Source organism: Falsiruegeria sp. JB4-1 (assembly GCF_055693495.1).
The window spans coordinates 2,677,314-2,701,853 of record NZ_JBVFTZ010000001.1; the positions used below are offsets into that span (position 1 = coordinate 2,677,314).

Consider the following 24,540-nt stretch of genomic DNA (forward strand, 5'->3'; position numbering starts at 1 on the left):
AGGTCAAAACACCTGGTTACTGCGCCAACGATGGTAGGTACAAAACAATTGCCGGGAATGCGACCAGCAGAGCAATGGTGATGGCATCTGCCACGAAAAACGGCATCACACCGCGGAACACGTCCTGCACACTTAGGTCAGGGCGCACACCCGCGACGACGAAACAGTTCAAGCCGATCGGCGGGGTAATCAGGCAAAACTCGGCCATTTTCACCACCAGAATTCCGAACCAGATCGCACACATGGGACCACTCATGCCAAACGCACTGTCGGCAGCAGCAATACTTTCGCCACCGTTCAACGCCATGACCGCCGGATAGACCACAGGCAAGGTGAGCAGCAACATACCAATGGCATCCATGAACATCCCCAGCACCGCATAGGCCAGCAGGATGCAGACAAGGATCAGCATGGGTGACATTTCCAGCGCGGTGATCCAATCGGAAAATGCGCCGGGCAAATCTGCAAAGCCGAGGAATCGTACGTAAATCAGGACGCCCCAGATGATGGTGAAGATCATCACCGTCAACTTGGCAGTTTCCAAAAGCGCGGATTTGAACTCGGCCCATTTCATGCCTTCTTTGACTGCGTAACAGAAAACGATAAAAGCCCCAATCGCACCACCTTCAGTCGGAGTTCCCCAAGCTTCCTCACCGAATGGATTGTAAACAAAGCAGATAATGATCAAAACCACAGCGACGATTGGCAACGCTCCAGGCAAAGCCTCGAACCTTTGACGCCAAGTGAACCCGCCAACTGGCGGCCCAACGCTCTTGAATACAACTGCAATTCCAACAATAAGCAGACCATAAATAACCGCCGAAAACGCGCCGGGGATAAACCCTGCCAACAACAGCTTGCCCACGTCCTGTTCGACGATGATAGCATAGATCACCAGAATGGCCGATGGCGGGATCAGCGAAGCCAACGTCCCCCCCGCAGCGACCACGCCTGCGGCAAAGCGTTTGTTGTATCCCACTTCAAGCATCTCTGGGATGGCAATACGTGCAAACACGGCTGAAGTTGCAACAGATGCCCCAGAAACTGCCGCAAATCCTGCCGTCGCAAAAACTGTCGAGACAGCCAAACCGCCTGGAACCCATGCGATCCAACGCTTTGCAGCTACAAAGAGAGCCTTGGTCAGTCCCGCGTAATAGGCGAGATACCCGATCAGGATGAAGGTGGGGATCAGGCTGAGCGCCTGAGATGACACCTTGGAATGGGGCACCTGCCCCGCGATCTTGATTGAAACGGTCAGCGCTTTGCCGAATTTGTCGGGTTCATAGCCAAACTTGGCCCAGAATATCCAGATCAGGCCCACCAGGTACGGCCATGCCGGCAGCAAAAGCCACGCGCATGCCAAGCACGACCATCAGCAGCAAGCCGCCGGTGACCCAAAGGCCGATATCAATGCTATCCATTGTCGTGACCTTCCAACTGCTCAGCCTCGGCGGCAGCCTGCGCCGCCACATCTTGGATCAAGGGCACTGCCACAGGGCTTTCCAATCCCAAGACAAACGCTCGCCCGTATCCCCAGACCTGCAGGATCAGCCGCAGGCACAACACGCCAAAGGCCACCGGAGCCAGCAACTTTGCAGGCCAAATCGGAATGCCGATGTCGATGGAACTGTCCCGGCTCCAGAGTGGCGCGTTGAAATCAAAGGCGCGCAGGAAATGCTCCCAGCTGCCCCAGACCAGAGCCATCATCAAAAGCAGGATCAAGGTTACAGAGAGCAGTTCAAAGAACCAAAGCGCCCGGCCCGACAGCTTGCCGACCACCAGATCCATACGGATATGCCCTCCGTCGCGCTGCACATAGGCGATCCCCATGAACGCAATCAGCGGCATCGCCTGTTCGATCCAATCCACATACCCCGGCAGCGGCGCGTTAAAGGCATTGCGCCCCCCACCGACACCACGGCCAGCACCATAAGGCTGAACACGGCCAACCCGCTGAGCAATGCCAGAAATCGTTCAATCGTCAACAACGACCGATCCAACCTGCTGAGCAGGCTGTGATCCTCTAAGACCGAGGCTTGTCCTGCCATAGCAGAACTCCTTTTTGTCGGTGGGGAGTATTTCAGGAAAAAGGCCGGGCGTTTTTGCCGCCCGGCCCTGATAGCTTAGTTGCCGCCGCGCTGTGCTTTGAGCGTGGTCATAACCAGATCATAAAGCTCTTGCGCAGGCAGGCCCTGAGCGGTCATGTCTGCAATCCACTTTTCGCGGATCGGATCAGCAGCGGCCTTGCGGAAGGCGTCCAGCTCGCTTTCGGCCAGCTCAACCTTTGTCACGTTCTTTTCGGCCAGAACGCTGTCCCACTTTTCAAGCAGCGCGCCGTAGTTGGCCAGGTAGTGACTGATGGCCTCGTCAATCGAGCTGTCCAGCGCTTCGCGGTGCTCGGGGCTCAGCGCCTCATAGGCGTCAGTGTTCACCACCACCGGGCAGTTCACAGTGCCGGGGTTCAGGTTCGCGGTCCACCAATCGGCGCGGTTGATGGTGCCAAACGCCAGATGCGCGTGCTGGGCAAAGGCCACGGTGTCCACAACACCCGATTCCATCGCGTTGTATGCTTCGGTCGCGGTGACCGAAGTCGGCACGCCGCCAACGGCCGAGAACGCCTGACCAATGCCGCCGGTTGCGCGAACGCGCATGTCCTTGAACTCTGCCAACTCATCGCGCGGCTCGCCGGTGCCAACCAGATTGTATTGCGGCATGGGCGAGGTCATGATGATGCGCGCATTCCACTGTGCCATCTCTTCCTGCACCGCAGGGTGATCATACACCGCGTGGCTGACGGCCACCTCTTCGTCCAGAGTGTTCACACCCAGGAACGGCAGTTCGAGCACAGTGATCGCGCGGTTCTTGTCGCGATGATAGCCGGCACAGAACTGCGCCATCTCGAACGCGCCAATGGAAATCCCGTCCAGGTTTTCCTTGTTCTTCGACAACCCGCCATAGCTGATGTTCAGCGTGAACGCGCCACCGGTTTTTTCGTCGACCAACTCGGCCAGTTTTTCAACATGTTCGGTAAAGGCCCGGCGCTTACCCCAGAGCGACACATTCCATTCGGTCGCCATGGCTTCGGACACAAAAGCAAAGCTGGCAGCAGCGGCCACTGCACCCGTCAACATCTTGTTCATAAAAGTCTCTCCCTTTCATGCGCCCCCTCGTCGGAGGGCGCTTGACGGTAAAGCTAGCGCCAACACAGCTAGCTGCCAAGTCCTGAACCAAAGCCTGGCGAATCTGGAACATTCTAGGGATGCACGCGCAGCAATTGTGCGGCCGAACAGGCTGGGCCGAAACAATATGTCACACCGGATTCGGGTGCAAAGTGACCCTACGTCCCCAACCGCAGGCCAGGCAGACACTGAAACGGACAAGATTTCGTTGACACTCAAGCAGTTATAAATATGCAGTTTTTGCAGCCCTCACCGCCGTTTGTTTACAAAAATAACAGGGACACAAGAAACGGATTTACAAGCTAATCCTTATATTACTGCAAGTTATTTCCATATTTTCAACTTTGACTATTATTTACGCAGGGATGGAACCAGATCGACAAAACCCGCACTTCGGGTGAAAACGGTCTCTGAATAGTAAAGTCGAGGGAGGAGCCTCATATGACAACCGCAGCCCAGACCGATTCCCCGGTCTTTCCCCCATCTGCAGACACCGTCGCTCGCGCCCATGTGGACGCCGCCAAATATGATGCGATGTATGCTGCCTCGATCGCCGATCCCGAAGGATTCTGGTCCGAACAGGGCAAGCGCGTCGACTGGATCAAGCCGTTTTCCCAGGTCAAGGACGTCAACTACAACTTTGGCGAAGTCAGCATCAACTGGTATGCCGATGGTGCGCTGAACGTATCGGCCAACTGTATCGACCGTCATCTGGAAACACGCGGTGATCAAACTGCGATCATCTGGGAACCCGATGAGCCGACCGATCCGGCCAAACACATTACTTACAAAGAGCTGCACCGCGACGTGTGCCGCATGGCCAATGTTCTTGAAGAACTCGGCGTACGCAAAGGCGACCGGGTTGTCATCTACCTCCCGATGATCCCCGAAGCCGCCTATGCCATGCTGGCCTGTGCCCGCATCGGTGCGATACATTCCATCGTTTTTGCCGGTTTCTCTCCCGACGCTCTGGCGGCCCGTGTCAACGGCTGCGATGCCAAGGTTGTCATCACCGCGGATGAAGCCCCGCGCGGTGGCCGCAAGACACCGCTGAAATCCAACGCCGACGCCGCCCTGCTGCACTGCAAGGACAGCGTGAAATGTCTGGTGGTCAAGCGCACCGGTGGTCAGACCACATGGATTGACGGTCGTGACTTTGATTACAACGAGATGGCGCTTGAGGCGTCTGATTATTGCGCCCCGGCCGAGATAAACGCCGAAGACCCGCTGTTCATCCTCTACACCTCCGGCTCGACCGGTCAGCCCAAGGGCGTGGTTCACACCACCGGCGGTTATCTGGTCTACGCCGCCATGACGCATGAGGTGACCTTCGATTACCACGACGGCGACATCTATTGGTGTACCGCTGACGTGGGCTGGGTCACCGGCCACAGCTATATCGTCTATGGCCCGCTGGCCAATGGCGCGACCACGCTGATGTTCGAAGGTGTGCCGACCTACCCCGACGCCAGCCGCTTCTGGCAGGTCTGCGAAAAGCATAAAGTGAACCAGTTCTACACTGCTCCCACCGCCCTGCGCGCGCTGATGGGTCAGGGCAACGAATGGGTCGAGAAATGCGACCTGAGCGATCTGCGCACCCTGGGCACCGTGGGTGAACCGATCAACCCCGAGGCCTGGAACTGGTACAACGAGGTTGTCGGCGGCGGCCGCTGCCCGATCGTTGATACCTGGTGGCAGACCGAAACCGGCGGTCATCTGATGACCCCCCTGCCCGGCGCTCACGCGATGAAGCCCGGCTCGGCGATGAAGCCGTTCTTTGGCATCGAACCGGTTGTCTTGGACCCGCAGTCGGGTGTCGAGATCGAAGGCAACGATGTCGAAGGCGTGCTCTGCATCAAGGACAGCTGGCCCGGTCAGATGCGCACTGTCTGGGGCGACCACGAGCGGTTCCAGAAGACGTATTTTGCCGATTACAAAGGCTATTACTTCACCGGTGACGGCTGTAAGCGCGACGCCGATGGCGACTACTGGATTACTGGCCGCGTCGATGACGTGATCAACGTTTCGGGTCACCGGATGGGCACCGCCGAAGTGGAAAGCGCGCTGGTCGCACATGCCGCCGTGGCCGAGGCCGCCGTGGTGGGCTACCCGCACGAGATCAAGGGCCAGGGCATCTATTGCTATGTCACCCTGATGAACGACCGTGAACCGTCGGATGAGCTGCTGAAAGAGCTGCGCACCTGGGTCCGGACCGAGATTGGCCCGATTGCATCCCCAGATGTGATCCAGTGGGCACCCGGCCTGCCGAAAACCCGCTCTGGCAAAATCATGCGTCGCATTCTGCGCAAGATCGCCGAAAACGACTTTGGCTCGCTTGGCGACACATCGACCCTGGCCGATCCTTCGGTTGTGGACGATCTGATCGCCAACCGCGCGGGCGCGTGAGGGTGACCGCATGACAACCGAAACCCTTACACGCACCGCCAACGTGATCCTTCTCGGCCCCCCCGGGGTCGGCAAGGGCACGCAGGCACAGATCCTGGTGGAAAAGCTCGGCATGGTGCAGCTGTCCACAGGTGACATGCTGCGCGAGGCCAAGGCCAGCGGCTCGGAAATGGGCAAGCGCGTGGCCGAGGTGATGGCACGCGGCGATCTGGTCACGGATGAGATCGTGATTGGCCTGATCGAAGAAAAACTGACCGGCTCTGACGCCGCCGGTTTCATCTTTGACGGCTTCCCCCGCACGTTGGCACAGGCCGACGCGCTGGAGGCGCTGCTGGAAAAGACAGGCCAAACCCTGGACGCGGTGATCGAGCTGCAGGTGGACGACGAGATCCTCGTCGATCGCATCGTGGGTCGTGCCGAACAGGCCAAGGCCGCAGGCCAGCCTGTGCGTGCTGATGACAACGCCGAAAGCCTGAAAATCCGGCTAATGGAATACTACAAAAAGACCTCGCCGCTCATCGGATACTACCACGCCAAGGGTGCGTTGCAGTCCGTGAACGGCATGGGTGACATTGACGAGATCGCCCAAGGTTTGAATGACATTGTTGCGTCAGCGATGACGTAACCGGACCCCAAGGCCCCCCGCTCCCCGCTATTCCTTAAGGGGGCCTTGGGTTTCCAAAACCCGCAAGACCCGATGGACCCGCCCCGGCGGACCAGAGGAGGCATGTCCGCGTTTCAACACATGAGCGCGGGCAAACAGAGAAGGTTTGTCCGCTCCGCAATCGGGCAGACCAGGAGGAAACCAAGGAGGACCGCGCTCATGGCGGATCAAACAACAACCTCCGCACAGACTGCTGAAAGCGACAAGGGCTATTGGCAGGCCAACGTGCGGATCATCCTCGTCAGCCTGGTAATCTGGGCTGTCGTGTCATTTGGGTTCGGCATCCTGCTGCGCCCCATGCTCTCAGGCATCAGCGTCGGTGGCACCGATCTTGGCTTCTGGTTCGCCCAGCAAGGCTCGATCCTGGTGTTCCTGGCCCTGATCTTTTTCTACGCCTGGCGCATGAACAAACTCGACAAAGAATTTGGCGTTGAGGAATAAGGCAGATGGATCAGTTTACCATTAACCTGCTGTTTGTGGGCGCCTCTTTCGCGCTTTACATCGGCATCGCGATCTGGGCCCGCGCGGGTTCCACATCAGAATTCTACGCCGCCGGTCGCGGCGTTCACCCGGTCACCAACGGTATGGCGACTGCTGCTGACTGGATGTCGGCGGCCTCGTTCATTTCGATGGCTGGCCTGATTGCCTTTACCGGTTACGACAACAGCTCGTTCCTGATGGGTTGGACGGGCGGCTACGTGTTGCTGGCGTTGCTGCTTGCACCTTACCTGCGCAAGTTCGGCAAATACACCGTGTCGGAATTCATCGGCGACCGCTTCTACAGCCCCACAGCCCGTATCGTGGCCGTGATCTGTCTGATCGTTGCCTCGACCACATATGTTATCGGTCAGATGACTGGCGTGGGCGTGGCCTTTGGTCGTTTTCTTGAGGTATCGAACACTGCCGGTTTGTTGATCGGTGCTTGTGTCGTGTTCGCCTACGCCGTGTTCGGCGGCATGAAGGGCGTGACCTACACTCAGGTGGCGCAGTATTGCGTTCTGATCATGGCCTACACCATCCCGGCCATCTTCATCTCGCTGCAGCTGACCGGCAACCCGATCCCGGCCCTGGGCCTGTTCGGCGATCACGCTGCTTCGGGTGAACCCCTGCTGGCGAAACTGGACGCAGTGGTGACCGAGCTTGGCTTCAAAGAGTACACCGCACATCACGCCGACACCTTCAACATGGTGCTCTTCACCCTGTCGTTGATGATCGGTACCGCGGGTCTGCCCCACGTCATCATGCGCTTCTTTACCGTGCCGCGTGTTGCAGACGCCCGTTGGTCGGCTGGCTGGACCCTGGTGTTCATCGCTCTGCTGTATCTGACCGCGCCTGCGGTGGGTGCCATGGCGCGCCTGAACATCACCGACATGATGTGGCCGAATGGGACGGACGCCGAGGCTGTCACCGTCGAGCAGATCGAAAGCGATCCGCGCTATGACTGGATGGCGACCTGGCAGAAAACCGGTCTGCTGGATTGGGAAGACAAGAACGACGACGGCAAGATTCAGTACTACAACGACAAGAATGCGGACATGCAGGCCAAAGCAGCTGAAAACGGCTGGGAAGGCAACGAGCTGACCAAGTTCAACCGTGATATCCTGGTTCTGGCCAACCCCGAGATTGCCAACCTGCCCGGTTGGGTGATCGGTTTGGTCGCCGCTGGTGGTCTTGCGGCTGCTTTGTCGACCGCTGCGGGTCTATTGCTGGCGATCTCGTCGGCTGTATCCCACGATCTGATCAAAGGGTCCATCAACCCGCAGATCAGCGAAAAGGGTGAGCTTCTGTCGGCGCGTATTGCCATGGCCGTGGCCATCTTGGTTGCAACCTACCTGGGTCTGAACCCACCGGGCTTTGCCGCGCAAACCGTGGCCCTGGCGTTTGGTCTGGCGGCTGCCTCGATCTTCCCGGCACTGATGATGGGCATCTTCTCGAAGCGCATCAACAACACCGGCGCCGTGGCGGGTATGCTGGCAGGCCTGATCGTCACCCTGATCTACATCTTCCTGCACAAGGGCTGGCTGTTCATTCCGGGCACCAACTCCTTCACCGATGCGGACCCGCTGTTGGGCACCGTCAAGTCGACCTCGTTCGGCGCCATCGGTGCAGCGGTCAACTTTGCCGTCGCCTACATCGTGGCTGGCATGACCAAGGAGACCCCACAGGAGATCAAAGACCTGGTCGAAAGCGTCCGCATTCCCCGTGGCGCAGGCGCAGCTCAGGATCACTGAGATGTGCAGCGGGCCCTGTTCCCTCCCGATTGGGGCCCGCTTCAACTGACCATGGTCCCGCCCGGAATTTTTGCCGGGCGGGGCTTTTTCCCTTTTTCCGCAGGCTGATGCCCCATGCCCCTGACCCATGAGCAGATCACCCGTTTCCTGAAATCCGTGCACCCTTATGATGCGCTGCCAGTGACCGAGCTCGACGCCCTCGCGCCGCAGCTGGACGTGTGGGAGGTCGAGCGTGACTTTTCCGTCTATGACCTGGGCGAGGCCCTGCCGGGACTGTTCATCGTTTACGAGGGCCAGATCGAAGTGACGGATGAGAACGGCGTTGTGGTCTCGCACCTGGGTCTGCGCAATTCCTTTGGCGAACGCGGCCTGCTGCGCGATGGCAAGGCCGTCACCAGCGCGCGCGCCGATGCCCATTCCGTGCTCCTGGTGCTGCCACCTGCCCTGTTTTCCGAATTGATCACCCGTCACGATGTAGTCGCGAAGTTCTTCGACCGCGCCCGCGCACCGCGCCCGCAGCAAGAGACGTTGGCCACCAGCTCCGTTGACACGCTGATGGCCCGCGACCCAGCCAGTTGTTCGCCGGAAGACACCGTTCAAGCCGCCGCGCAGTTGATGCGGGATCGCCGGATTTCATCGCTTTGCGTCACCGAAGGCGATGTGTTGCAAGGTATTCTGACCACCCGTGACCTGTCAGGGAAAGTCGTGGCGCAAGCCCTGCCCGCCACGACCCCCGTGTCCCAGATCATGACCGCCGATCCGCTGACGCTGTCACCTTCGGCCATCGGGTCGGACGTGCTGCATTCGATGATGGAGCATCACATCGGCCATATCCCGATCACCCAAGGCGACCGCGTCGTGGGCATTGTCACTCAGACCGACCTGACCCGGTATCAAGCGGTCAGTTCCGCCGAACTGGTCAGTCAGATCGCCAAGGCGACCACGGCGGAAGATATGGCTAAGGTCACCGCCGAGATCCCGCAGCTGCTGGTGCAGCTGGTGGCCAGTGGAAACCGGCACGAGGTGGTGACACGGCTGATCACCGACATCGCCGACACCGCCACCCGTCGCCTGCTTGCCCTGGCCGAAGCCAAGCTGGGTCCGGCGCCCGTACCCTACCTGTGGCTGGCCTGTGGCAGTCAGGGGCGGCAGGAACAGACAGGCGTCAGTGATCAGGACAATTGCCTGATGCTGGATGACGCGGTGACAGATGCCGACATGCCCTATTTCACCGACTTGGCGAAGTTTGTAAGCGACGGCCTTGATACCTGCGGATATTTCTACTGCCCTGGCGACATGATGGCCACGAACCCTCGCTGGTGTCAGCCGGTGCGTGTGTGGCGTGAATATTTCGAAGGCTGGATCGCCAAACCCAACCCCGAAGCACAGATGTTGGCGAGCGTCATGTTCGACCTGCGTCCCATCGGGGGCAGTTTCGATTTGTTTTCCGATCTGCAAGAAGACACCCTGAAGGCCGCCAACGCCAATTCGATCTTTGTGGCGCACATGATCTCGAATTCACTCAAGCACACGCCGCCCCTGGGCCTTCTTCGCGGCTTTGCCACCATCCGGTCGGGCGAGCATCGCAACACGCTGGATCTGAAACACAACGGCGTTGTGCCCGTGGTTGATCTGGGGCGGATCTATGCGCTGCAAGGGCGGTTGGGCGTGGCTGGCACCCGTGCGCGGCTGCAGGCGGCGCAAGAGGCAGGCGTGCTCAGCCCATCAGGGGCGCGCGACCTGCTGGATGCCTTTGACCTGATTGCCGAAACGCGGCTGGATCATCAGGTGGGCCGGATCAAGGCGGGGCTGGCCCCCGACAACTATCTGGCACCCACCGATTTGTCGGACTTTGAGCGAAGTCATCTGCGCGATGCATTTGTCGTGGTAAAGACGATGCAATCGGCAGTGGGCCATGGCAAGGGTATGCTGGGATGAGAGCGCGGGCCGCCTTCGGCGACCGTATTTGAAACGAGAAGAAAACTGGATCTGGAGAATAGGCAATGTTTCTGGAGTTGATCGCAACGGTTTTTGCCGGTCTCGCCGCTGCGGGCGTCATGATGTTGGTGGGTCGTTGGGTACCCGGCCTGCCACGTTGGCTGACCCCGGTGGTCGCTGGTGCCGCCATGATCGCAGTGACAATTGCCAGCGAGTATGGCTGGTACGAGCGTACGCGTGCGGCTCTGCCTGCCGAGTTTGAGGTGATCGAGAAGGTCGAAAACCGGGCCATGTATCGCCCCTGGACCTATGTTGTGCCTTTTGTCGATCGCTTTGCCGCTGTCGACATGGCCTCGATCCAGACCCACGGCACGCGACCTGACCAACGTTTGGCCGAGCTTTACTTCATGGGCCGGTGGGCACCGGTGTCCAAGCTGCCTGTGGCCGTGGATTGCGCCGGATCGCGCCGTGCCAATCTGGCCGATGGCGTCGAATTTGACGCCGACGGAAACGTCAGCGGCGCGTCCTGGATTGCAGTGTCCCCGGACGACAGCGTTGTTGCGGCGGTTTGCGGGGTGTCGTGATGTTGGCAAGTCTCAGCCTGCGGCTGCGGATCTTCCTTTTCTTCTGCCTGCTTGCCCTCGGCGGTGTGGGGGTGGTGCTTGTCTCGCTCTATCTGGGCCTGCAACGCAGTGCCGAGGCAGGTGTGGCTGGCGGCTTCACCTTTGCCGCGATCCTGGCAAGCTTTGGCTTTTTGGCCTTGAGCGCGGGCATCTGGCTGCTCTTTGACGAAAACGTCGCCAAACCCATCGAAAAACTGGCCGCGCTCATGCGGGTGCGCGCCCATTCAGAAGCGGATACAGACATCGACCCCGAGCTGGCCCGCTATCTTGGCGATCTGGCCCCTGCTGCTGTGGGGCTTGCGGATCGCGCAGGCAGTGCAGCACAGGATCTAGCCGCAAACATTGCCGATCACACGGCACAATTGGCGGCCGAACGCGATCAACTTACGGCACTTCTCACCGATATCCCGGTGGCCATGACCGTTCTCAGCGCCGATTTGCACATCGTGCTCTATGACGGGCAATCGGCGGACCTGTTAGCGCGGATCGCACAGCCGCGCCTAAATGCGCCCATGACCGACTATTTTGAGCCAGAGGCCCTGGACCAGGCCCGCGCACAGGTAAACCGGACCGGATTGCCGGTTCACAGTTTACTGACCAGCCTCCATGGTGGTCTGAGCTGCCCGGCCCTGATGCGCCCCTTGGATGGTGCACCCGGATATCTGCTGTCTTTTGAAATAACAGAACCCACCTTGTCCACCGAGCAACCCCGCCCGCTGGTCTATGATTTCAACCTTCTGGACACTGCAGGTCAGGCACGGACCGAGGACACTGCGCTGTCCGCGCTGACCTATGCTGTGTTTGACACCGAAACCACCGGGCTTTTGCCGCACAAGGATGACATCGTGCAGATCGGGGCCTTGCGGATGGTGCGCGGCAAGATTGTCGAGGGCGAGGCCTTTGACACTCTGGTGGATCCCAGCCGCCCGATCCCCGCGACCTCAAGCGCCGTGCACGGAATCACCGACGCGATGGTCGCCGGTGCGCCAGATGTGATCGAGGCCGCGCGTGGGTTCCATGGCTTTGCCAGAGGCGCGGTGCTGGTCGCGCACAATGCGCCCTTTGACCTGGCCTTTTTGCGCAGGCAGGCGCAGGCCTGTGGGGTGACATGGGATCACCCGGTTCTGGATACGGTTCTTTTGTCTGCCGTACTGTTTGGAGCCAGCGAAACCCATACACTGGATGCGATCTGTGACCGGCTGGGCATCGTGATCGAAGACCGTGACCGGCACACCGCCCTTGGCGATGCCCGCGCCACCGCTCAGGTACTGGCCTGCATGATCCCCATGCTTGAGGCGCGCGGATTGAGCACCTTTGGCGAGGTCGTGGCCGAAACCAAAAAACATGGTCGCCTGTTGCAGGATCTGAACTAAACCGTGGACAAGGCGCGCGGCCCGTGGCACGTGGGCCAAGACCATCAGGACAAGCGCGCGATGACCGAAACCCATTTCACCCCCGGCCCTGACACCACCCTTGCCTTCCGCGAGGCGCTTGGTTGTTTCGGCACCGGCGTCACCGTTGTGACCACCATGACGCCGCAAGGGCCGATGGCGATCACGGTCAACTCCTTTGCCTCTGTCTCGCTGGACCCAGCCCTGGTTCTGTGGTGTCCGGCCAAGACATCGACCCGCTATGCTGAGTTCATGGCAGCTCGATCATACGTCATACACGTCATGTCCGAGGACCAGTTCGACATCGCCAAGGGATTTGCCATGGACGGCGCGGACTTTTCCGCCGCTGATTGGACGCCTAGCGCCACTGGTGCACCTTTGCTGAGTGGCTGCCTGGCCCGATTTGAATGCAGCCAGCACGCGGTGCATGACGCGGGCGATCATTCCATCATCGTTGGTCAGGTGGATGCGGCCATGCATCGCCCCGGCCGCGGATTGATCTTCAAACGCGGGCAATACGGCGATTTCGCCCCGCGTGGGTAATTGCAGTTTCCGAGTTGCGGCCTCGTAAGTTCGCCTTGAACCCCAAAATCTACTCTCCTCGCGACCGGAGCACGCCACATATGCGACCGACCCTCAGGGCCAAAGCCATTGCAATTTGCAACGACAAAATTGCCAAGAAAGGGGAAACCGTAGGTCTGTCTTTCTATGCGTTCTTTGCCAACAAAAACGATGATCCAGAACTACTGATGGAGGCGGCGGAATGGTGGATAAAGACCCACGAACTGGACCATTTTGAAAAGGCGGCAAAAATTAGGGACATGATCGCTTCCGGGGCCTGAAAGGGCCCGCATCCTTCGCCCCTAGTCGTCGGTGACATGCACCGCCAGCAGATCCAGTTCGGCCTCTTGCGGTTCGATCACACGGTACGCCTCCCGTACACCACCTTCGGCCAGTTCTCGCGCCACAGTCAGCAATGTGTTGGCGTCATGTTCGTCGCACAAGTCCACCATTTGATCGATCTCTTCTTGCGCCACGGACAGGGCGACCTCGATCGAGGGAGCGCCGTAAAGATCCACGAAATGCTGCGCCAGGGCCTGCTCTGCAGCTTCGCGTTCGGCCGGTTCGATCTGCGTCACGGCCACAAATGTTACCCGGCCAAAGGTTTCCAACCCCAGCCAGCCGTTGGCGAAAGCCTGTCGCGCCTTGCCCTCAAGGTCATTCTCGGACCAGTTGGAAAACTCAAAGCCCCCCGATATGCACAGCTCGCCTGTGCGGGCTGCACGAGTGAAACACGTTCCTGTCGCTGTCGTCGAAATGTATGGCGCGTGCCAGTTTCATGTCTCATCCTCCAACAGCGTGCTCAGCGGGATGAGCGAGGTCTCATCGCCCTCTCGCACCAGCATTCCGAAATCTTCGTCCACACCCAGGAAGGTGCCGTCGTGCCCAGCGCGGTTGACGGGCTCGCCGACCCCTTGCACCAACCCCATCCACTCACCGTGCAGCGGTGCATTGCCTTCTGCGTCCCAGCGGTTGATCCAGACCAGCGTATGCCGCGCCCAGCTTTCCAACAGGGCCAGCGGCTCTACGTCGGCGCAGCCTTCATCATAGAGCGCGGTGACGTCGGGGTTAGCGCCGGGGTCCTCCCCGGTTTGCAGAATCGTGATATCGATCCCCACAACCAGCCAATCGGGCACCTGATCCGGGGTGCGGGTCGAGGCCACTACCCGCAACCGTCCACAACGGGCACCGTTGACACGGATCACCCCGTCCCAGCCCAGATGCACCGCCACCTCGGGCGGGGCGAGCGCGCCAAGGGCATTCTGGAACCCCACCGCACACAATGGCAGCATTACCATCGCCTGTTCCAGCACCACCTCGGGGGCAAAGACCAGCGCCGCGCGCAGGCGGTCTGCCTGTACCGAATGCACAACCGTACCACCGTCACAGCCCAGCGCCGCCAGCGCCTGGGCCTTGTCAAAGGATCCTCTCCGCCACTTGCGGGGTGTCCCTGTATCAGTGGCGGAAAGGAAGGGGTCATCAGGCCTGCCCCTTGGCGATCATGTCACGGGCAATGGCGCGGAACGCCTCGGCCTGTGGGCTGTCGGGTTTGGCGACCACGATGGGCGCGCCGCTGTCAGCCGCCATACGGACATCCAAATGCAACGGGATTTCCCCAATCAGTGGCACACCCAGCTTTTCAGCCTCGGCCGCGACGCCGCCATGACCAAAGATGTGTTCCTCGTGCCCGCAGTTCGAACAGATGTGCGTAGACATGTTTTCGATCATGCCCAATATCGGCGTCTGGGTCTGGCGGAACATGTCGATGCCCTTGCGCGCATCGATCAGGGCAACGTCTTGCGGGGTCGAGACTACAATGGCCCCGTCCAAAGCGAACTTTTGTGTCAGCGTCAGCTGCACGTCACCGGTGCCGGGCGGCAGGTCAACGATCAGAACATCCAAAGCGCCCCACTGCACTTGGTTCATCATCTGCTGCAGCGCACCCATCAGCATCGGGCCGCGCCAGACAACCGCCTGCCCTTCGTTGGTCATCAACCCCATAGACATCATAGTGACGCCATGGTTGCGCAGTGGAAGGATGGTCTTGCCATCGGGGCTGGCGGGACGACCCGAGACGCCCAGCATGCGCGGTTGCGATGGTCCATAGACGTCAGCGTCGAGCAATCCCACCCGGCGGCCTTCGGCAGCCAAAGCGCAGGCCAGGTTGGCCGAGACGGTGGATTTGCCCACGCCGCCCTTGCCGCTGGCAATGGCCACGATGCGATCAACACCCGCAACCGGCGCCGGACCGGTTTGCGAAGGTTTCGGTTTGGGTTTCAGATCCGGCGGTGCTTTTTCCGAATGCGCGGTCAACATGGCCGTCACTTTGTTGACGCCGTCCACCATTTGCGCCGCCTGCTCAGCAGCCGCGCGCACAGGCTCCATCTTTTCGGCCAGCTTGGGGTCAACTTCGATAACGAAGCGCACGGTGTCGCCTTCGACGTTGAGCGCACGCATGACGCCCGCGCTTACGATATCCTGCCCACTAACCGGGTCAGTGATCTTCTTCAGGTTCGCAAGAACCGCATCGCGCAGGCTCATGCCTCACCATCCTTGATCTGTCCGGTCACCACATGCTCGACCTCCAGCCCGTCGATGGTCAGCACCACCTTGGCCTCAAAGCTTCCGCCCTTGGGCGTGCCCGCCTTGCGCAACCCCTCTTCGATGGCCTGCTGGCTGGTCACGCCAACCTGTTTCAGGAACTTGCGCATGGACATGTTGTAATCGCCGCTCATCGCATGGATCTCCGTTCATTCATTTCCTGTATTTGACGCATCATACCCGCCCGACTTAGGCTGACACCATGCGCTTTGCCCTGTTGTGCCTGAGCATTGTCCTGACCGCCAGCCCCTCTTGGTCTCAAGAGGCGCTTGGACTGACTGCGCCCGACAAAGTGGTACGATCTGGTCTTCTGAAACATATCCTTCCGCGCTTCTCTCTCAAGACCGGAGTGCGTGTTCAGGCCGTCGAGACGGGCGGCGCGCTGCAAATCACCAACAGCGCGCCCGGTGATCCTGTGTTTCAGTATGAAGAGGTCACATATTTTCTGCGAGTGCCAGAAGATGACAAACCGCGGCGGTTCCGTGACTGGATGCTGTCGGACATCGGCAAGCGCACCATTGAAAGCTTCCAGATCGACGGAACCAATCCCTTTACCGCGAATTTCGAGGTGGTCGAAGTTGAAGAAGCCCCCGACTTTGACGGCGACGCCATGCTTGGTGAAGATCTGGCGCTGGCCCACTGCGGGCGGTGTCACGTGATTGGGCCGCGCAACCGGATGAGCGGCCTGGGTTCGACGCCATCCTTTGCGGTGTTGCGCGCCTTTCCCGATTGGTCGGACCGGTTTCAGCAGTTCTATGTCCTGAAACCCCACGGCGCATTTACCCAGATCGAAGACGTGACCGAACCCTTCAGCCCCGAGCGTCCATCTCCCATTGTGCCGGTAGAGATGACGCTGGACGATCTGGACGCAATCCTGGCCTTTGTGGCCGCCGTGCCTGCGGCCGATCTGGGGGCACCGCTGCAATTTCAGTGATCCTTGCGCTTGCTGAAATAATCTTCGGTGCGCACCACACGAGGTTTAGGAGCAGCCTGGAACGGATTGTCTTTGCTGTGAAACTGCGCCTCGACCCGGCAGTCATCACACATCTGCATCACCCGGGCCTGATCTGTCGTAGCAAACATCGGATTGACGCCTACCAGTTTGTCCATCACCCGCTCGATGGTGGATTTCACCCCAAAGAGCGACCCGCATTCGATACAGGCAAAGGGTTCTTCCTCGTTCAGAACCCGCTGGCTGAGCGCACCATCGCTCAGGTCCAGTTGCGGCACCAATGTGATCGCCTGTTCCGGGCAGATCGTCTGGCACATTCCACATTGCAAACAAGCGTCTTCCTGAAAGTTCAGTTGTGGCATATCCGGATTGTCGATCAGCGCGCCGGACGGGCACAGCGACACACAACTCAGGCACAATGTGCAGCTGTCAGTGTTCACCGCCACCGCGCCATAAGGCGCGCCCTCTGGCAAAGGCAGCGTCTCACCACCGGGGTTCAACGCCTGCGCCGCCAACCGCGCTATTTGACGCCGGTTGCCCATGGGCAGCACCGGATCAGCCAACGGTTCAACCACCTCGGCTCCATAGAGCACATCCGACAGCGCATCAGGGTCCGTAACGTCGATCAGCCCCAGTTTGCCAGCGCCCCCAATCGCCTCGGCCAGAACCAGCTCGCGATCCAATGCATCGCGTTCTGTCTTGGGCGCCAGCAGCACTTGCACCTGCGCAAACCCATGGGCCAGACCCGCCAACATTTCGGCGTGACCAAACCCGGAAATAACCTGCAATTCCATCGGAATAACGTCGCCGGGCAATCCACGCCCAAAGCGCGCCGCCAGCCGGATCATCTCGGCCCCGTGCGCGTCATGCACCAACAGTCGCGGAGCAACCCCACCCGCCTTGCGATAGCTACGCGCCAGCATCTGCATCCGCGCAAGAACAAAGCCGACACCGGGATCCTGATAGGTGATCGCGGTCGACGGGCACAGCGCCGCGCAGGCCCCGCAGCCTGCACAGACCATCGGGTCAATCGTCACATGATCTCCTGCAGGCGTAATCGCGCCGGTTGGGCAAATGTCCAGACAGTTCGAACACCCCACCTGCTCGGCTCGCGAATGGGCGCAGAGCGTTTCTTCTAGCTGTACATAAAGCGGCTTTTCAAACGTCCCTGTTAGTTGCACCGCCTCAAACGCCAAATCAGCAACTGCCACAGGATCACGCGGATCGGCGCGCAGATATCCCTCGCGCTTTTCAGGTGCAGGCACAAACGGCACCCCTCCGGACAGGTCAATCACAATATCACAGGCCGAACGCGCGCCATCCCCGGGATCAGCCCAAAGCTGCGCCCCTCGTCCTGCGGGTTCGATCACTTGCAAGCGGTCTATGTGAACCTCAAAGCCACCCAAAGCGCCACGTACCTGCCGCACCTGACCCCGGATCACATCAAACGCCTCGGATTGCATCACTTCGGCCTCATCCGAGACCAAGGCCGTCACCGCCAACACAGACCCCAACCTTGACGCCAGTGGTTCAACAACCTCTCCCGGTCCAATGATGAAACAGACGCCTTCGCTGATCACATCCACCGCTGGTGTCTCTGGCGTGGGCAACAACGCTTCGGCCGCAAGCGCCGCCATCTTGGGCCCTGCGTCCCCTTCGCCCCATCCCGCACGATCGCGCAGATCGACAAACCCGGGCAGGTCTACATCCATATCCTCCGCCAGCGCCTCAAACGTCGCGCGCTCCTGCTGGCAGGCGATCAACGCCTCTCCCTCGTGCAACGCTGCCTCAGCTGCTGACAATTCAGTGGTGCACAGCGCGGTGTGAATCCTGCTACAGCTCAGCCCACACCCTGCCTCGATCGCAGACACATCCAGATGTTGCGATCCGGCGCAGTCGCATAAAATCAGTGACTTGACCATATTCTCCCCTCGGGCCGCCCAAGACTGCCCGTTTCTCTCCTGACACAGCCTAGGCGCACGACACCCTGCGGGTAAACCCCGCGCCAAAACCCGATCACGTTTTTGCGGCCCGCCCTTTCTTTGCACACGGTCCGCTCTAAATTTTGACTTTAGGCGATACGAGAATCGGCCATTACGCCAAAAAATGTAACTTTCAATTGATGCTATTACCCTTTGCAGGGCTTGGCAGACCGTCCGTTCCGTTTATAGTTCCCCCTACGGAAGGAAGGGGAGAGCCTTTCGGGGAGGAGCTCGTGGCGCAGGCCGCTATTCACATAGAAATGCCTCTGGGCGTCGTCGTCCGGAAATCACCCGGCGTAACCCGCTGGGCCAAATGGACGTGGAAGGCTGTTGCGGTGCTTCCGGTGCAGGCCCTGCGGATTGGGCCGAGTTGCGTCGCGAGGGGGCGGTTGTGGACTACCACGCCGCCACCCTTCCTCTTGTTCTCTGGGCAGCCGAGGCCGAGGCCTATGTCACCAATCTGGCCGATGGCCAGCCCTCAATCTATCTGGTCCTGCGAGAAGAACGTGATGGCGACCCGCCGCTCGAGGCGGTGCTTGTGACCGCCTCACCGTTCGAGGGGCAGGATTACGCCGACACGGGCGAAGATATCGTCGAGAAAATCCCAATGACACCGGGTCTGATCGCCTGGGTTCGGGATTTCACGCAAGAACACTATCAGCCCGAACACTTCGTAAAACGCCGCCGCGACAAGAAACGTGTGGACTTATCCGAGGATGGCAAGGGCGACCCAAGGATCAGACAGACCTCAGATGTCTATCGCGCCCCCAGGAGGGTCCTACAATGACCCAAGCCCGCGATTTCTGGAGCAAGCGTAAAGCGGCCGTTCAAGCCGAGGCACAGGCGGAAGAGACCGCCCTGGCCTTGCACATTGAAGACGCGGAACTTCAAGCGGACGAGCGCAGCGATGCTGATATCCTGACAGAGCTGAACCTCCCCGACCCCGACAGCCTGCAAATGGGCGATGACGTCTCTGGCTTCATGGCCAAAGCTGTGCCCGACCGTCTCCGCCGCCGCGCACTGCGCAGGCTCTGGCGGCTCAACCCGGTGCTGGCCAATGTCGATGGGCTGGTGGACTATGGCGAGGATTACACCGACGCGGCCTGCGTGATCGAAAACCTGCAAACCGCTTATCAGGTTGGCAAGGGCATGCTGGCCCATGTCGAGGCACTGGCCAAAGCAGACGAAGACCCCGAAGACCAAACCCCCACCGCCGAAGAACTTGACGTCGACACCGCTCCCAGCCTCCCCGACCCAGACGAGCCAGAACCTCTGGCGGCACTGGCGGAGGATGCGCCAGCATCCGACCCGGGCGATGAGGTGACCCCGTCAGGGGTCGGCGAAGAGCCCGCCTTCCCTATTTACTCCCCAACCCCGCGCCGCATGCGGTTCGAATTCGAAGGATAACCCATGGCCACAGCCCAGCAGCCAGATACCACAGTTACAGAGGAAGATCGGCTGCGCGCTGATTTCTACAATTTCCTCGGGCTGATCCTGGCCGGTCCGCCAGACCAGATGCTGCTGGACCAGATCGCGGGCCTCTCGGGCGACGACACGGACTTGGGACAGGCCATCACCGCACTGGCCCGTGTTGCACGCGTCACCAAACCCGCCGCCGCAGAACGCGAATTCAACGCGCTTTTCATTGGTTTGGGCCGCGGAGAACTCCTGCCGTACGCCAGTTACTACCTCACCGGATTCCTGAACGAAAAACCGCTGGCCCAGCTGCGCGGCGACATGGCTGCACGCACCATCACCCGCGCGCCCAACGTCTATGAACCCGAAGACAACATCGCCTCCATGATGGAGATGATGGCCGGGTTGATCGTGGGCCGCTTTGGCGCACCTGCCTCGCTCGAGGATCAAAAAACATTTTACAACAAACACATCGGCCCGTGGGCCGGACATTTCTATTCGGATCTCGAAGCCGCCGAACACTCGGTGCTCTATGCCTCGGTCGGCGCTGCCGGTCGTGTGTTCATGGAAATCGAACGCGACGGCTTTCGGATGACGGCGGATTGACCGCCACCAACCGGCGCCCCACGCGGGCGCCATAACTGCCAAGGGAAAGGAGACTCCCATGAGCAAACCAGAGGAAACCGGCGCAACCCGCCGCGACTTCCTGAAACTGGCCGGAACTGCAGCACCCGCTGCTGTTGCTGCGGCCACCCTAAGCGGCAAGGCCGAAGCGGCCGACCTGCCCGTGGACGAAACACGCATTCAAGATACCGCGCACACCCGCGCATATCTGGACAGCGCCCGTTTCTGACGCCGACGCGCGCGATGTGCGCGCGGACACCAAGACCACGCCCGGAGCCCCCGGACGCCGTCACCCCGGAGAGAGAGGTAGCGAGAGGCCCTTGATCCCCGGTTATCGGAGGAGAGTACCAAGCCAGCCACGACCCCCGTGGCCAGCAAGGGAGGAAAGAAATGTTAAGGAAAAAGACCAACGGGGTTGCGAGACGCCCCCAGCGGACAAGTATCCTGTCCCAGGTTGGCGAGAAAACCGTCGACCGCCGCGCCTTTTTGCGTGGTTCGGGGCTGGCGATCGGCGGCTTGGCCGCGATCAGTGCCACGGGTGGAACCGTGACACAGGCCAGCGCCCAGACAGCGGCGGGCACCGCCGTTGAGACAGTCAAATCCGTTTGTACCCATTGTTCCGTCGGCTGCACCGTGGTGGCCGAGGTTTCCAGCGGCGTCTGGATCGGGCAAGAACCTGGTTGGGACAGCCCGTTCAACCTGGGTGCCCATTGCGCCAAGGGCGCGTCGGTGCGCGAGCACGCGCATGGCGAGCGCCGCCTCAAATACCCGATGAAGAAAGAGGGTGGAGAGTGGAAGCGCATCAGCTGGGATGAGGCGATCAACGAGATCGGCGACGGCATGATGAACATCCGCCAGGAAAGCGGACCTGACAGCGTGTACTGGCTGGGATCAGCCAAGCACAACAACGAACAGGCCTATCTGTTCCGCAAGTTCGCCGCCTATTGGGGCACGAACAACGTGGATCACCAGGCCCGGATTTGTCACTCGACCACTGTTGCGGGTGTGGCGAACACATGGGGCTACGGCGCCATGACCAACAGCTACAACGACATCCACAACTCCAAGGCCATCTTCATCATCGGCGGCAACCCGGCCGAGGCGCACCCCGTCTCGCTGTTGCATGTTCTGCGTGCGAAAGAGCAGAACAACGCGCCGCTCATCGTCTGCGACCCGCGCTTTACCCGCACCGCAGCCCATGCCGATGAATATGTCCGCTTCCGTCCGGGCACGGACGTTGCTTTGGTTTGGGGTCTTCTGTGGCACATCTTCGAAAACGGTTGGGAGGACAAAGAGTTCATCCGCACCCGTGTTTGGGGCATGGACCAGATCCGCGAAGAAGTTCGCAAGTGGAACCCGGATGAGGTCGAACGCGTCACCGGCACCCCCGGTGAACAGCTGCGCCGCGTCGCGCGCACCATGGCCAACAACCGCCCCGGCACGGTGATCTGGTGCATGGGTGGCACGCAGCACACCAACGGCAACAACAACACCCGCGCCTACTGCATCCTGCAACTGGCCCTTGGCAACATGGGCACCTCGGGTGGTGGCACCAACATCTTCCGCGGCCACGACAACGTGCAAGGCGCGACCGATCTGGGCGTGCTGTCTCACACCCTGCACTGGCTATTATGGCCTGTCCAAGGGTGCGTGGGGTCACTGGGCTCGCGTTTGGGAAGAAGAGCCCGAATGGCTTGCCAGCCAGTTTGATTCCATCAAGGACAAGGACGGCAAGGACAAGTCGCTCCAGAATGAGCGGGGTATCCCGGTCAGTCGCTGGATCGACGGGGTACTTGAGGACGCCGACAACATGGACCAACCCAACAAGGTTCGAGCCATGGTGCTTTGGGGTCACGCGCCAAACTCGCAAACGCGCGGTCCTGAGATGAAGACGGCGATGGAACAGCTGGACATGCTGGTGGTGGTTGATCCCTACCCGACTGTCTCGGCCGTTCTGCATGATCGCACCGACGGGGTTTACCTGCTGCCTGCATGTACGCAGTTTGAAACCCGTGGCTCGGTCACCGCGTCGAACCGCTCGTTCCAGTGGCGCGACAAGGTTGTCGAACCGCTGTTCGAGAGCTTGCCGGATGAGGTCATCATGGCCAAGTTCGCCAACAAGTTCGGCTGGGCAGATCGCCTGTTCCGCAACATCGAGATGGACGATCCGGAAACGCCAAACGTCGAAAGCATCACGCGAGAGTTCAACCGTGGTCTCTGGACCATCGGGTACACCGGACAGGATCCGGACCGGCTCAAGCTGCATATGGCGAACCAGCACACCTTTGACCGCACCACGTTGCGCGCCAACGGTGGACCGGCAGATGGAGACTACTATGGTCTGCCATGGCCATGTTGGGGTACGGCCGAAATGGGGCATCCGGGGACACCAAACCTCTATGACATGTCCAAACCGGTGGCCGAAGGCGGCCTGACTTTCCGCGCCCGCTTTGGCGTGGAACGTGATGGTGACAACCTGCTGGCCGAAGGCGTCTATTCAGTGGGCTCGGAAATTCAGGATGGCTATCCTGAATTCACGATGCAGATGCTGATGGATCTGGGCTGGGATGGTGATCTGACCGACGACGAACGCGCCGCAATCGACGCGGTTGCCGGTCCCAAGACCAACTGGAAAACCGACCTGTCGGGCGGCATCCAGCGGGTTGCGATCGAACATGGTTGTGCCCCCTTTGGCAACGCCAAGGCCCGCGCAGTGGTCTGGACCTTCCCGGATCCGATCCCGCTGCACCGCGAGCCGCTTTACACACCACGTCGCGATCTGGTGGAGGACTATCCCACCTACGAGGACCGTCAGAGCTATCGCCTGCCGACCCTTTATGCGTCGATCCAAAAGAACGACTTTTCAAAGGATTACCCGATAATCCTAACGTCAGGTCGTCTGGTGGAATACGAAGGTGGCGGCGAAGAGAGCCGGTCGAACCCCTGGCTTGCTGAGCTTCAGCAGGACATGTTCGTCGAAATCAATCCACGCGATGCCAACAACCTTGGCATTCGGGATGGCTCTCAGGTTTGGGTCGAAGGCCCCGAAGGTGGCAAAGTCAAAGTGATGGCGATGCTGACCGAACGGGTCGGAGCCGGAGTGGCCTTCATGCCATTCCATTTCGGTGGCCACTTCCAAGGCGATGACCTGAGGCACAAATACCCCTCAGGCGCAGACCCTTATGTGCTGGGCGAAAGCTCGAATACGGCACAGACCTATGGCTATGATTCAGTGACCCAGATGCAAGAGACCAAGACCACTCTCTGCAAAATCTGGACAGCGTAAGGAGGACCCAACATGGCAAGAGCAAAGTTTCTTTGTGACTCTGAACGCTGCATCGAATGCAATGCCTGTGTCACGGCCTGTAAGAACGAGCATGAAGTGCCCTGGGGCATCAACCGCCGCCGCGTGGTGACCATCAATGATGGCAAACCTGGCGAACGGTCGATTTCCGTGGCCTGCATGCATTGTTCTGACGCGCCCTGCATGGCGGTGTGTCCGGTGGATTGTTTCTACCAGAACGAAGAAGGCGTGGTTCTGCACTCCAAGGACCTGTGCATCGGCTGCGGCTATTGCTTCTACGCGTGCCCCTTTGGCGCGCCGCAGTATCCGCAGGCGGGCAACTTCGGCTCACGCGGCAAGATGGACAAATGTACCTTCTGCGCCGGTGGCCCCGAGGAAAACCACTCCACCGCCGAGTTCGCCAAATATGGCCGCAACCGGATCGCCGAGGGCAAACTGCCCCTTTGCGCCGAGATGTGTGCTACCAAGGCCCTGCTCGCTGGCGACGGCGACGTGGTGTCGGCCATCTACCGCGAGCGCGTTGTGGCGCGCGGTTTTGGCACCGGCGCCTGGGGCTGGGGAACCGCCTATGAACAGAAAGGCGGCTGATGCCGCTGGGGTCGCACTGATGTGACCCCACTCTGATCCTTGGGATGGCCCGCCTTTGCGGGCCGTTCCCTGACGCATAG

Annotated in this window: 18 protein-coding genes and 6 pseudogenes; 16 read left to right on the forward strand and 8 right to left on the reverse strand. The window is 60.2% G+C overall.

Features of this window, described 5'->3' with window-relative positions; translation table 11 throughout:
* Positions 1-16: 16 nt before the first annotated feature.
* The 3 genes and pseudogenes from ACZ1HE_RS13630 to ACZ1HE_RS13640 all read right to left on the reverse strand — a co-directional run bounded on the left by ACZ1HE_RS13630 (position 17) and on the right by ACZ1HE_RS13640 (position 3,140).
* Positions 17-1,421, reverse strand: a pseudogene (locus ACZ1HE_RS13630) (TRAP transporter large permease).
* Positions 1,414-2,048, reverse strand: a pseudogene (locus ACZ1HE_RS13635) (TRAP transporter small permease subunit). The pseudogenes ACZ1HE_RS13630 and ACZ1HE_RS13635 overlap by 8 nt, the downstream one beginning before the upstream one ends.
* Before the next feature lie 75 nt (positions 2,049-2,123).
* The gene (locus tag ACZ1HE_RS13640; RefSeq protein ID WP_472621599.1) at positions 2,124-3,140 is read right to left on the reverse strand and encodes a C4-dicarboxylate TRAP transporter substrate-binding protein; all 1,017 of its coding nucleotides are present in this window, start codon (positions 3,138-3,140) and stop codon (positions 2,124-2,126) included.
* A 480-nt stretch (positions 3,141-3,620) separates the two neighbouring features.
* Here ACZ1HE_RS13640 and acs point away from each other — a divergent pair, with 480 nt between their 5' ends.
* The 9 genes from acs (at position 3,621) to ACZ1HE_RS13685 (ending at position 13,274) form a co-directional block, all read left to right on the forward strand.
* Positions 3,621-5,585, forward strand: a complete 1,965-nt coding sequence (gene acs / locus ACZ1HE_RS13645) for an acetate--CoA ligase (protein ID WP_472621601.1) — start codon at positions 3,621-3,623, stop codon at positions 5,583-5,585.
* A gap of 10 nt (positions 5,586-5,595) precedes the next feature.
* Complete coding sequence (locus ACZ1HE_RS13650) at positions 5,596-6,210, forward strand: adenylate kinase (RefSeq protein ID WP_472621603.1); 615 nt, start codon at positions 5,596-5,598, stop codon at positions 6,208-6,210.
* A gap of 198 nt (positions 6,211-6,408) precedes the next feature.
* Positions 6,409-6,690 (forward strand): DUF4212 domain-containing protein, encoded by a 282-nt coding sequence (locus ACZ1HE_RS13655; protein ID WP_085796004.1) that lies wholly within the window; start codon positions 6,409-6,411, stop codon positions 6,688-6,690.
* 5 nt (positions 6,691-6,695) lie between these two features.
* A complete protein-coding gene (locus ACZ1HE_RS13660) occupies positions 6,696-8,480 on the forward strand; it encodes a sodium:solute symporter family protein (RefSeq protein ID WP_472621605.1) in 1,785 nt (594 codons plus the stop codon).
* A gap of 114 nt (positions 8,481-8,594) precedes the next feature.
* On the forward strand, positions 8,595-10,418 hold the full coding sequence (locus ACZ1HE_RS13665) for a DUF294 nucleotidyltransferase-like domain-containing protein (protein ID WP_472621607.1): 1,824 nt from the start codon (positions 8,595-8,597) through the stop codon (positions 10,416-10,418).
* 65 nt (positions 10,419-10,483) lie between these two features.
* A complete protein-coding gene (locus ACZ1HE_RS13670; protein WP_472621609.1) occupies positions 10,484-11,002 on the forward strand; it encodes a hypothetical protein in 519 nt (172 codons plus the stop codon).
* Positions 11,002-12,414, forward strand: coding sequence for a 3'-5' exonuclease (locus ACZ1HE_RS13675; protein ID WP_472621611.1), 1,413 nt, complete (start codon positions 11,002-11,004; stop codon positions 12,412-12,414). Before ACZ1HE_RS13670 ends, ACZ1HE_RS13675 begins: the two co-directional genes overlap by 1 nt.
* Positions 12,415-12,474: 60 nt before the next feature.
* Positions 12,475-12,975 (forward strand): flavin reductase family protein, encoded by a 501-nt coding sequence (locus ACZ1HE_RS13680; protein WP_472624481.1) that lies wholly within the window; start codon positions 12,475-12,477, stop codon positions 12,973-12,975.
* A 35-nt stretch (positions 12,976-13,010) separates the two neighbouring features.
* Positions 13,011-13,274, forward strand: a complete 264-nt coding sequence (locus tag ACZ1HE_RS13685) for a DUF6500 family protein (RefSeq protein ID WP_472621613.1) — start codon at positions 13,011-13,013, stop codon at positions 13,272-13,274.
* A 21-nt stretch (positions 13,275-13,295) separates the two neighbouring features.
* Here the strand turns inward: ACZ1HE_RS13685 and ACZ1HE_RS13690 are convergent.
* The 4 genes and pseudogenes from ACZ1HE_RS13690 to ACZ1HE_RS13705 form a co-directional block, all read right to left on the reverse strand.
* Positions 13,296-13,773 (reverse strand): annotated as a pseudogene (locus tag ACZ1HE_RS13690) (DUF6505 family protein).
* Positions 13,770-14,473 (reverse strand): annotated as a pseudogene (locus ACZ1HE_RS13695) (biotin/lipoate--protein ligase family protein). Before ACZ1HE_RS13695 ends, ACZ1HE_RS13690 begins: the two co-directional pseudogenes overlap by 4 nt.
* Complete coding sequence (locus ACZ1HE_RS13700) at positions 14,473-15,534, reverse strand: Mrp/NBP35 family ATP-binding protein (RefSeq protein ID WP_472621615.1); 1,062 nt, start codon at positions 15,532-15,534, stop codon at positions 14,473-14,475. Before ACZ1HE_RS13700 ends, ACZ1HE_RS13695 begins: the two are co-directional and overlap by 1 nt.
* Positions 15,531-15,728: a DUF6494 family protein gene (locus ACZ1HE_RS13705; protein WP_472621617.1), complete on the reverse strand. Its 198-nt coding sequence runs from the start codon at positions 15,726-15,728 to the stop codon at positions 15,531-15,533. Before ACZ1HE_RS13705 ends, ACZ1HE_RS13700 begins: the two co-directional genes overlap by 4 nt.
* A 68-nt stretch (positions 15,729-15,796) precedes the next feature.
* Here ACZ1HE_RS13705 and ACZ1HE_RS13710 point away from each other — a divergent pair, with 68 nt between their 5' ends.
* The gene (locus ACZ1HE_RS13710) at positions 15,797-16,528 is read left to right on the forward strand and encodes a hypothetical protein (RefSeq protein WP_472621619.1); all 732 of its coding nucleotides are present in this window, start codon (positions 15,797-15,799) and stop codon (positions 16,526-16,528) included.
* Here ACZ1HE_RS13710 and ACZ1HE_RS13715 read toward each other — a convergent pair.
* On the reverse strand, positions 16,522-18,468 hold the full coding sequence (locus ACZ1HE_RS13715; protein ID WP_472621621.1) for a 4Fe-4S binding protein: 1,947 nt from the start codon (positions 18,466-18,468) through the stop codon (positions 16,522-16,524). The genes ACZ1HE_RS13710 and ACZ1HE_RS13715 overlap by 7 nt on opposite strands.
* Positions 18,469-18,788: 320 nt before the next feature.
* On the opposite strand from ACZ1HE_RS13715, the pseudogene ACZ1HE_RS13720 reads away from it, so the two are divergent.
* From ACZ1HE_RS13720 to fdh3B, 6 genes and pseudogenes are all read left to right on the forward strand, one after another.
* Positions 18,789-19,315 (forward strand): annotated as a pseudogene (locus ACZ1HE_RS13720) (DUF3305 domain-containing protein).
* Entirely contained in the window at positions 19,312-19,935 is a 624-nt protein-coding gene (locus ACZ1HE_RS13725; protein ID WP_472621623.1) for a DUF3306 domain-containing protein, read from the forward strand. Before ACZ1HE_RS13720 ends, ACZ1HE_RS13725 begins: the two are co-directional and overlap by 4 nt.
* Positions 19,936-19,938: 3 nt before the next feature.
* Positions 19,939-20,550 carry a TorD/DmsD family molecular chaperone gene (locus ACZ1HE_RS13730; protein WP_472621625.1) on the forward strand — a complete coding sequence of 204 codons (612 nt, stop codon included), beginning with the start codon at positions 19,939-19,941 and terminating at the stop codon, positions 20,548-20,550.
* A gap of 58 nt (positions 20,551-20,608) precedes the next feature.
* Positions 20,609-20,797 (forward strand): twin-arginine translocation signal domain-containing protein, encoded by a 189-nt coding sequence (locus ACZ1HE_RS13735; protein WP_472621627.1) that lies wholly within the window; start codon positions 20,609-20,611, stop codon positions 20,795-20,797.
* Positions 20,798-20,958: 161 nt separating this feature from the next.
* Positions 20,959-23,854: pseudogene (locus ACZ1HE_RS13740) on the forward strand (formate dehydrogenase subunit alpha).
* 12 nt (positions 23,855-23,866) lie between these two features.
* Positions 23,867-24,460, forward strand: a complete 594-nt coding sequence (gene fdh3B, locus ACZ1HE_RS13745; protein ID WP_085796022.1) for a formate dehydrogenase FDH3 subunit beta — start codon at positions 23,867-23,869, stop codon at positions 24,458-24,460.
* Positions 24,461-24,540 lie beyond the last annotated feature (80 nt).

Coding starts and splice junctions, on each gene's coding strand:
- ACZ1HE_RS13655 (WP_085796004.1), top strand. CDS start 6,409: ATGGCGGATCAAACAACAACCTCCGCACAGACTGCTGAAAGCGACAAG.
- ACZ1HE_RS13650 (WP_472621603.1), top strand. CDS start 5,596: ATGACAACCGAAACCCTTACACGCACCGCCAACGTGATCCTTCTCGGC.
- ACZ1HE_RS13715 (WP_472621621.1), bottom strand. CDS start 18,468: ATGGTCAAGTCACTGATTTTATGCGACTGCGCCGGATCGCAACATCTG.
- ACZ1HE_RS13665 (WP_472621607.1), top strand. CDS start 8,595: ATGCCCCTGACCCATGAGCAGATCACCCGTTTCCTGAAATCCGTGCAC.
- fdh3B (WP_085796022.1), top strand. CDS start 23,867: ATGGCAAGAGCAAAGTTTCTTTGTGACTCTGAACGCTGCATCGAATGC.
- ACZ1HE_RS13680 (WP_472624481.1), top strand. CDS start 12,475: ATGACCGAAACCCATTTCACCCCCGGCCCTGACACCACCCTTGCCTTC.
- ACZ1HE_RS13725 (WP_472621623.1), top strand. CDS start 19,312: ATGACCCAAGCCCGCGATTTCTGGAGCAAGCGTAAAGCGGCCGTTCAA.
- ACZ1HE_RS13670 (WP_472621609.1), top strand. CDS start 10,484: ATGTTTCTGGAGTTGATCGCAACGGTTTTTGCCGGTCTCGCCGCTGCG.
- ACZ1HE_RS13705 (WP_472621617.1), bottom strand. CDS start 15,728: ATGAGCGGCGATTACAACATGTCCATGCGCAAGTTCCTGAAACAGGTT.
- ACZ1HE_RS13640 (WP_472621599.1), bottom strand. CDS start 3,140: ATGAACAAGATGTTGACGGGTGCAGTGGCCGCTGCTGCCAGCTTTGCT.
- acs (WP_472621601.1), top strand. CDS start 3,621: ATGACAACCGCAGCCCAGACCGATTCCCCGGTCTTTCCCCCATCTGCA.
- ACZ1HE_RS13700 (WP_472621615.1), bottom strand. CDS start 15,534: ATGAGCCTGCGCGATGCGGTTCTTGCGAACCTGAAGAAGATCACTGAC.
- ACZ1HE_RS13730 (WP_472621625.1), top strand. CDS start 19,939: ATGGCCACAGCCCAGCAGCCAGATACCACAGTTACAGAGGAAGATCGG.
- ACZ1HE_RS13710 (WP_472621619.1), top strand. CDS start 15,797: ATGCGCTTTGCCCTGTTGTGCCTGAGCATTGTCCTGACCGCCAGCCCC.
- ACZ1HE_RS13735 (WP_472621627.1), top strand. CDS start 20,609: ATGAGCAAACCAGAGGAAACCGGCGCAACCCGCCGCGACTTCCTGAAA.
- ACZ1HE_RS13660 (WP_472621605.1), top strand. CDS start 6,696: ATGGATCAGTTTACCATTAACCTGCTGTTTGTGGGCGCCTCTTTCGCG.
- ACZ1HE_RS13675 (WP_472621611.1), top strand. CDS start 11,002: ATGTTGGCAAGTCTCAGCCTGCGGCTGCGGATCTTCCTTTTCTTCTGC.